Source organism: Synechocystis sp. LEGE 06083 (genome assembly GCF_015207725.1).
In the GTDB taxonomy this organism is placed as follows: Bacteria; Cyanobacteriota; Cyanobacteriia; order Cyanobacteriales; family Microcystaceae; genus Synechocystis; species Synechocystis salina.
Genome location: NZ_JADEWJ010000209.1, coordinates 1 through 7,063 on the forward strand (window position 1 = coordinate 1; position 7,063 = coordinate 7,063).

Annotated in this window: 14 protein-coding genes and 2 pseudogenes; all 16 read left to right on the forward strand. The window is 52.4% G+C overall.

Annotated elements, in window-relative coordinates:
• Positions 1-433 (forward strand): 50S ribosomal protein L4 (gene rplD, locus IQ219_RS14555; RefSeq protein WP_194073086.1); only part of this gene is annotated, 433 nt, incomplete at its 5' end.
• The gene (locus IQ219_RS14560) at positions 426-731 is read left to right on the forward strand and encodes a 50S ribosomal protein L23 (protein ID WP_028947551.1); all 306 of its coding nucleotides are present in this window, start codon (positions 426-428) and stop codon (positions 729-731) included. The genes rplD and IQ219_RS14560, both read left to right, overlap by 8 nt.
• A gap of 42 nt (positions 732-773) precedes the next feature.
• Entirely contained in the window at positions 774-1,604 is an 831-nt protein-coding gene (rplB, locus tag IQ219_RS14565) for a 50S ribosomal protein L2 (protein ID WP_190596123.1), read from the forward strand.
• A gap of 32 nt (positions 1,605-1,636) precedes the next feature.
• Positions 1,637-1,915 carry a 30S ribosomal protein S19 gene (gene rpsS, locus IQ219_RS14570; RefSeq protein ID WP_010871975.1) on the forward strand — a complete coding sequence of 93 codons (279 nt, stop codon included), beginning with the start codon at positions 1,637-1,639 and terminating at the stop codon, positions 1,913-1,915.
• A gap of 15 nt (positions 1,916-1,930) precedes the next feature.
• Positions 1,931-2,296 carry a 50S ribosomal protein L22 gene (gene rplV / locus IQ219_RS14575; RefSeq protein WP_190596121.1) on the forward strand — a complete coding sequence of 122 codons (366 nt, stop codon included), beginning with the start codon at positions 1,931-1,933 and terminating at the stop codon, positions 2,294-2,296.
• Positions 2,297-2,325: 29 nt separating this feature from the next.
• Positions 2,326-3,047, forward strand: a pseudogene (gene rpsC / locus IQ219_RS14580) (30S ribosomal protein S3).
• A 52-nt stretch (positions 3,048-3,099) separates the two neighbouring features.
• Positions 3,100-3,519, forward strand: a complete 420-nt coding sequence (gene rplP / locus IQ219_RS14585) for a 50S ribosomal protein L16 (RefSeq protein ID WP_028947555.1) — start codon at positions 3,100-3,102, stop codon at positions 3,517-3,519.
• 1 nt (position 3,520) lies between these two features.
• A complete protein-coding gene (rpmC, locus tag IQ219_RS14590) occupies positions 3,521-3,742 on the forward strand; it encodes a 50S ribosomal protein L29 (protein WP_190596117.1) in 222 nt (73 codons plus the stop codon).
• Between the two features lie 7 nt (positions 3,743-3,749).
• Positions 3,750-3,995: a 30S ribosomal protein S17 gene (rpsQ, locus tag IQ219_RS14595; RefSeq protein ID WP_010871970.1), complete on the forward strand. Its 246-nt coding sequence runs from the start codon at positions 3,750-3,752 to the stop codon at positions 3,993-3,995.
• A 23-nt stretch (positions 3,996-4,018) separates the two neighbouring features.
• Positions 4,019-4,387, forward strand: a complete 369-nt coding sequence (gene rplN / locus IQ219_RS14600; protein ID WP_010871969.1) for a 50S ribosomal protein L14 — start codon at positions 4,019-4,021, stop codon at positions 4,385-4,387.
• Positions 4,388-4,735 carry a 50S ribosomal protein L24 gene (rplX, locus tag IQ219_RS14605; protein WP_190596115.1) on the forward strand — a complete coding sequence of 116 codons (348 nt, stop codon included), beginning with the start codon at positions 4,388-4,390 and terminating at the stop codon, positions 4,733-4,735.
• A 96-nt stretch (positions 4,736-4,831) separates the two neighbouring features.
• The gene (rplE, locus tag IQ219_RS14610) at positions 4,832-5,374 is read left to right on the forward strand and encodes a 50S ribosomal protein L5 (RefSeq protein ID WP_190596113.1); all 543 of its coding nucleotides are present in this window, start codon (positions 4,832-4,834) and stop codon (positions 5,372-5,374) included.
• A gap of 91 nt (positions 5,375-5,465) precedes the next feature.
• On the forward strand, positions 5,466-5,867 hold the full coding sequence (gene rpsH, locus IQ219_RS14615) for a 30S ribosomal protein S8 (RefSeq protein WP_190596111.1): 402 nt from the start codon (positions 5,466-5,468) through the stop codon (positions 5,865-5,867).
• Positions 5,868-5,926: 59 nt separating this feature from the next.
• Positions 5,927-6,466, forward strand: coding sequence for a 50S ribosomal protein L6 (gene rplF / locus IQ219_RS14620; protein WP_190596110.1), 540 nt, complete (start codon positions 5,927-5,929; stop codon positions 6,464-6,466).
• Positions 6,467-6,469: 3 nt separating this feature from the next.
• Positions 6,470-6,832 carry a 50S ribosomal protein L18 gene (rplR, locus tag IQ219_RS14625; protein ID WP_194073087.1) on the forward strand — a complete coding sequence of 121 codons (363 nt, stop codon included), beginning with the start codon at positions 6,470-6,472 and terminating at the stop codon, positions 6,830-6,832.
• A 39-nt stretch (positions 6,833-6,871) separates the two neighbouring features.
• Positions 6,872-7,063: pseudogene (locus IQ219_RS14630) on the forward strand (30S ribosomal protein S5); the annotation flags it as partial.

Consider the following 7,063-nt stretch of genomic DNA (forward strand, 5'->3'; position numbering starts at 1 on the left):
AAAAGGTACTGGTCGGGCCCGGGCGGGTTCGATCCGTTCTCCCCTCTGGCGGGGTGGTGGGGTAATCTTTGGTCCCAAACCCCGGGACTATAGCCAAAAAATGAACCGCAAGGAGCGGCGTTTGGCCCTGAGAACGGCGATCGCCTCTAAGGCAGAAAGCTTTGTGGTGGTGGAAGCCTTTGGGGACCAGTTCAGCCAACCCAAGACTAAAGAGTTGGCTACGGCCTTGACTCGCTGGGGTGCTAAACCTGAAAAACGGGTGTTGTTAATCCTGGATGAAATTCCGGAAAATGTGTTTCTTTCTGGGCGCAACATTCCCTATTTGAAAATTTTACGGGCAGATAACCTCAATATCTACGACATCCTCGTTGCAGACACCATTGTGGCCACCGCCACTGCCCTCGAGAAAATCCAGGAGGTTTACGGTGAGTAAGGTAATTGACCAACGTCGTTTGGCGGACTTAATTATTAAGCCGATTGTGACGGAAAAGGCCACCCTACAGCTCGAAGACAATAAATATGTCTTTGACGTGCGCCCCGAAGCCACCAAGCCGGAAATTAAAGCGGCGATCGAGCTACTGTTTGACGTCAAAGTAACAGGCGTTAATACGGCTCGCATGCCCCGCAAACAAAAACGGGTGGGTCGTTTCATGGGTTTTAAAGCCCAAGTAAAACGGGCCGTTGTCACCCTCAAAGAAGGGGATAGCATCCAATTGTTCCCCGACGTGTAAGCCACGTTTAGACCACCACTGCATTAACTGTTATCTAAACCCATGGGTATTCGCAATTATCGGCCAATGACACCAGGAACTCGGCAGGCAAGTGTCTCCGATTTCACTGAAATTACTAAAAGTACGCCGGAAAAGTCATTAACCACTAACCGCCACGACCATAAAGGTCGCAATAATCGCGGGGTAATCACCAGTCGGCACCGGGGGGGAGGCCATAAACGCCTTTACCGGATTATCGACTTCAAACGCAATAAGCAAAATATTCCGGCCCGGGTGGCGGCGATCGAATACGATCCCAACCGCAATGCCCGCATCGCCCTGCTGTTCTACACCGATGGAGAAAAGCGCTATATCCTCGCCCCCGCTGGACTACAGGTGGGGATGACCGTGATTGCCGGGGAAGATGCTCCCTTTGAAGTGGGCAATACCTTACCCCTGAGCCGTATTCCCCTGGGTAGTGAAGTACACAATGTGGAATTGGTAGCCGGTCGGGGTGGCCAAATGGTGCGCTCCGCCGGAGCTTTTGCCCAAGTGGTGGCCAAGGAAGGGGACTATGTGACCATTAAGTTGCCTTCTAAGGAAGTACGCATGGTTCGGAAAGAATGTGTGGCCACCCTTGGTCGGGTGAGCAACGCCGAATTCCGTAACCTCAAACTTGGTAAAGCTGGTCGTAAGCGTCACCTAGGTCGTCGTCCCCATGTCCGGGGTAGCGTGATGAACCCCTGTGACCACCCCCATGGTGGTGGAGAAGGCCGGGCTCCCATCGGTCGTTCTGGCCCCGTATCCCCCTGGGGTAAACCGGCTCTGGGTGCTAAAACCCGCAACAAGAAGAAGCGCAGTAGTGCTCTGATTGTCCGTCGCCGCACCAAATAATTATTTTTGTTTTTATTCGTTGGAACTGAACTATGGGTCGTTCACTAAAAAAAGGTCCTTTTGTGGCAGCTTCCCTGCTCCGCAAAATTGACAAGCTCAATGACAAGGGGGATAAGCAGGTGGTTAAAACCTGGTCCCGGGCTTCGACAATTCTTCCCCAGATGGTGGGCCATACCATCGCCGTCCACAACGGTCGCCAGCATGTGCCAGTGTTTGTCTCTGAACAAATGGTGGGGCATAAGTTAGGGGAATTTGCGCCGACTCGCACCTTCCGCAGTCATTCTAAAAGCGATAAAAAAGCGCGTAAGTAACCAGAGGTAAGCAGTATGACAAAACTTGATACGACGGCCGAGGTCAAGGCGATCGCCCGTTACGTGCGGATGTCTCCCCTAAAAGTGCGGCGGGTGCTAGATCAGATCCGGGGGCGCTCCTACCGGGAAGCCCTCATCATCCTGGAATTTATGCCCTATAAAGCCTGTGAGCCGGTGCTAAAAGTATTGCGTTCCGCCGTGGCCAACGCTGAGCATAACGAAGGTTTGGAACCCACGGATCTAGTTGTTAGCCAGGCCTTCGCCGACGGTGGCCCCAGTTTGCGACGTTTTCGCCCCCGAGCCCAGGGTCGTGCCTACCAAATTCGCAAGCCCACTTGCCACATCACCGTTGCCGTTGCCCCGGCCTTGGCAGATAACTAACATCGCTGTTCACGTCACGCATACAAAACATGGGACAAAAAATACATCCAGTTGGCTTCCGCCTCGGCATTACCAAAGACCACAAATCTTGCTGGTATGCCGACCCCAAGCGCTACCCAGAGCTTTTGCAGGAAGACTACAAAATTCGTCAGTATATTGAGAAAACCCTCATAATGCTGGTATTTCTGATATCCGCATTGAACGTAAAGCCGAACAGATAGAATTAGGCATCCACACCGCCCGCCCTGGGGTAGTGGTAGGAAGAGGTGGCTCCGGTATTGAGCAACTACGTACCGGTCTGCAAAACCTCCTTGGGGGAGCCCGGCAGATTCGGGTCAACGTCATTGAAGTACCCAATGCTGATGCCGATGCGGCTTTGATGGCCGAGTACATCGGTCAACAGTTAGAGCGTCGGGTTTCCTTCCGCCGAGTGGTGCGCCAAGCATTGCAAAGGGCAGAAAGGGCTGAAGTTAAAGGTATCAAAATCCAAGTTAGCGGTCGCCTGAACGGGGCAGAAATTGCCCGGACAGAATGGGTACGGGAAGGTCGGGTGCCCCTTCATACTCTGCGGGCGGACATTGACTACGCCTATCGTACGGCCCTCACCACCTACGGCATTTTAGGTATTAAGGTCTGGATTTTTAAAGGGGAAATTATCCCTGGGCAAGAAGCGGCCGTGGTCGCTCCCCCCAGCCAACCCCGTCGTAAATCCCGTCGACAACAGTTTGATGACCGTTCCAACGACGGTTAAGCTCCATTCCTTTGGCGATCGCCAATCATTAACGCCTATTCGTTAACGCACTATGTTAAGTCCTAGAAGAACAAAATTCCGTAAACAGCAACGGGGCAGGATGCGGGGTCTAGCGGAGCGGGGCAGTACCCTCAACTTCGGTGATTTCGCCCTCCAGGCCACCGAACCCTGTTGGATCACCTCCCGGCAAATCGAAGCCGCCCGTCGAGCCATGACCCGTTACATCCGTCGGGGTGGGAAAATCTGGATCCGTATTTTTCCCGACAAACCCGTCACCATGCGTCCTGCTGAAACTCGGATGGGTTCCGGTAAAGGTTCCCCAGAATATTGGGTAGCGGTGGTTAAACCCGGTCGGGTCATGTTTGAACTAGCCGGAGTCTCCGAGGAAGTGGCCCGGGAAGCCATGCGCCTCGCCGCCCAGAAATTGCCCATTAAGACTAAATTTATTACCCGTCAGGAGGATTACATTTAACATGGCTCTTCCCAATATTGCGGACGCAAGGAAACTCGGCGACGAAGAACTGGGCACGGAAATCCTCGCTACCAAGCAAAGATTATTCCAACTCCGGTTCCAACAGGCCACCCGTCGTCCCGAAAATCCCCATGAATTTAAACATGCCCGCCATCGCTTAGCCCAACTATTAACGGTGGAAAGGGAACGACAACTTGAGAACAGTCCTTCCGAGGAGGAATAGAAACACCATGGCGATTAAAGAACGTGTGGGCATTGTGGTCAGTAACAAAATGGATAAAACCGTCGTTGTTGCTGTGGAAAGCCGTTCTCCCCACCCCAAGTACGGCAAGATTGTCGTCAAAACCAAGAAATTTAAAGCTCACGACGAAGAAAACCAGTGCCAAGAAGGGGACAAGGTTCGCATCCAAGAAACCCGCCCCCTGAGCAAAACTAAGCGCTGGCAAGTAATCAACATTATGAGCCATTCATCCTAGTCTGATTTTTTTAGGAAAACGCCGTGATTCAACAACAAACCTATCTCAACGTCGCGGACAACAGTGGGGCTCGCAAGCTCATGTGTCTGCGGGTTCTGGGCACGGGGAACTGCACCTATGGTGGTATTGGCGACCAAATTATTGCCGTGGTGAAGGATGCCCTGCCCAACATGCCGATCAAAAAGTCCGACGTGGTACGGGCGGTGATTGTCAGAACCAAACAGCCTTTGCGCCGAGCCAGTGGCATGAGTATCCGCTTTGACGACAATGCCGCTGTGATCATCAACGCCGAAGGTAATCCCCGGGGTACCAGGGTATTTGGCCCCGTGGCCCGGGAACTGCGGGACAAAAACTTTACCAAAATTGTTTCTTTGGCTCCGGAGGTGCTCTAAATGACTAAAACCAAACAAGCTCCCCACCGGGTAAAGATGCACGTCAAAAAAGGCGACACCATCCAAGTAATTTCCGGCAAAGATAAGGGCAAAGTGGGGGAAGTCCTGCAAACCATTCCGAGCCAAAGTCAAGTGGTGGTCAAAGGGGTTAATATCCGCACCAAGCATGTTAAACCCCGTCAAGAGGGGGAATCGGGGCAGATCAGTAGCTATGAAGCTCCCATCCATAGCTCCAAGGTGATGCTCTATTCCACTAAGGAAAAAATTGCTAGTCGCATTTGCTACACCGTCACTGACGATGGTCGTAAAGTGCGGATGCTGAAAAAAACGGGAGAAATCATTGACTAAAGGCTGGTGTAGTTGCCCCCTGGCCGACCCCAGACTTCAGCTTGATGTGCCCGGTTCATTTATTCTCTGACCAAGCCCAGAGACCCTGTAAATACCATGACTCAACGACTTAAAACCCTCTACCAAGAAACCGTTCTTCCTAAGTTAAAGGAGGAGTTTGGCTACAAAAATATTCATCAAGTTCCCAAATTGACCAAGGTTACTGTCAACCGGGGATTAGGGGAAGCTTCCCAAAATGCCAAGGCTTTGGAGTCTTCCCTGGCGGAGTTGGCCACCATTACAGGGCAAAAGCCGGTAGTGACCAGGGCCCGCAAGGCGATCGCCGGTTTTAAAATCCGGGAAGGTATGCCAGTGGGGGTGATGGTTACCCTCCGTTCCGAGCGGATGTATGCCTTTTTGGATCGCTTGATTAACTTAGCGTTGCCCCGCATTCGGGACTTCCGTGGCATCAGCCCCAACAGCTTTGACGGCCGGGGTAACTATAGCTTAGGCATTCGCGAACAACTAATTTTTCCCGAGATTGATTACGACACCATCGATCAAATCCGGGGCATGGACGTTTCCATCATTACCAGCGCCCAAACTGACGAAGAAGGCCGTGCATTGCTTAAAGCTCTGGGCATGCCCTTTAGAAGTTAATTTAGTCGCGGCTCAGGGTGATTGATCAGTAACAAGTTTTCATCAATCCACCTGAATCATCATCCCTTAGGAGAATCTACCAGCAGGAATAATGGCTTCAACAGACACAATTTCCGATATGCTCACCCGCATCCGCAATGCCTGTGCGGTGAGACATAGCACTACCCAGGTGCCCACCACTAAAATGACCCTGAGCATTGCCAAGGTGCTCAAAAGCGAAGGGTTTATCGAAGACTATGCTGAAACCGGCGAAGGCATCAGTCGTACCTTAGTGCTCACTTTAAAGTACAAAGGCAAGACCCGCCAGCCCCTGATCAATACCCTCCAGCGGGTTAGTAAGCCCGGTTTGCGAGTGTATGCCCCTTCCAAAAAAATTCCCCGGGTGTTGGGCGGCATTGGCATCGCCATTGTTTCCACCTCCCACGGCATCATGACCGATAGGGAAGCCCGTCGCCAGGGCATTGGGGGCGAAATCCTTTGTTACATTTGGTAGTCCTGGTCGAAGGCTACTATTGTATTACTACTTAAACTTAACTTTACAGAATTAATCCTATGTCCCGTATCGGAAAACGCCCCATTCCCATCCCAGCGAAGGTCAGCGTAGATATTCAAGGCACCCATCTGAGTGTGAAAGGCCCCAAGGGTTCCCTGGCAAGACATTTACCGGAAAAGGTAGTTGTGGCCCAGGAAGGGGAAACCATCACCGTCACCCGCCAGGACGAGTCCCGCGCTGCCCGGGAACGCCACGGTCTGGTGCGTACCCTCGTTGCCAATATGGTGGATGGGGTGGCCCAGGGCTTTGAGCGTCGTCTCGAAATCCAAGGGGTGGGCTATCGAGCCCAGGCCCAGGGCAATAAGTTGACTCTGAATGTCGGCTATAGTAAGCCCGTGGAAATGACCATGCCCGCAGGTATTGAGGTCAAAGTTGAAAATAACACCCAGGTAATTGTCTCCGGCATTGACAAGGAACTCTTGGGGAATACAGCGGCCAAAATCCGGGCTGTGCGGCCACCGGAACCCTATAAGGGTAAAGGTATCCGCTACCAAGGTGAATATGTCCGTCGTAAAGCTGGTAAGACAGGGAAAAAATAAACCATGAAAAGTACTCGTAAATCTGCCACCCAACGTCGTCACCGTCGGCTGCGTCGCCACTTATCTGGTACCAGCGAGCGGCCCCGTTTGGCGGTTTTTCGGTCCAATGACCACATCTACGCCCAGGTGATCGATGACGTGGCCCAGCACACCCTTGCGGCGGCTTCCACCCTCGACCCCGATTTGAAAAAGTCCCTCAGTTCCAGCTCCACCCAGGATGCTTCCGCAGAGGTGGGCAAGTTGGTAGCCCAACGGGCGATCGCCAAAGGCATTAACCAAGTAGTTTTTGACCGGGGTGGTAAGTTGTATCACGGACGGGTAAAAGCTCTGGCGGAGGCGGCCAGGGAAGCCGGTCTCGATTTCTAACAACGTTAACCAAACCCATTAACATCCAAGGAAATTACTATGGCAAAGCGTCGTAAAACCAGCCGTGAAAAAAAAGAAGACACTAACTGGCAGGAACGGGTTATCCAAATCCGCCGGGTCAGTAAGGTGGTCAAAGGCGGTAAAAAACTTAGCTTCCGGGCGATCGTGGTAGTCGGTAACGAAACTGGCCAGGTCGGCGTAGGAGTGGGCAAAGCTGGGGACGTAATCGGT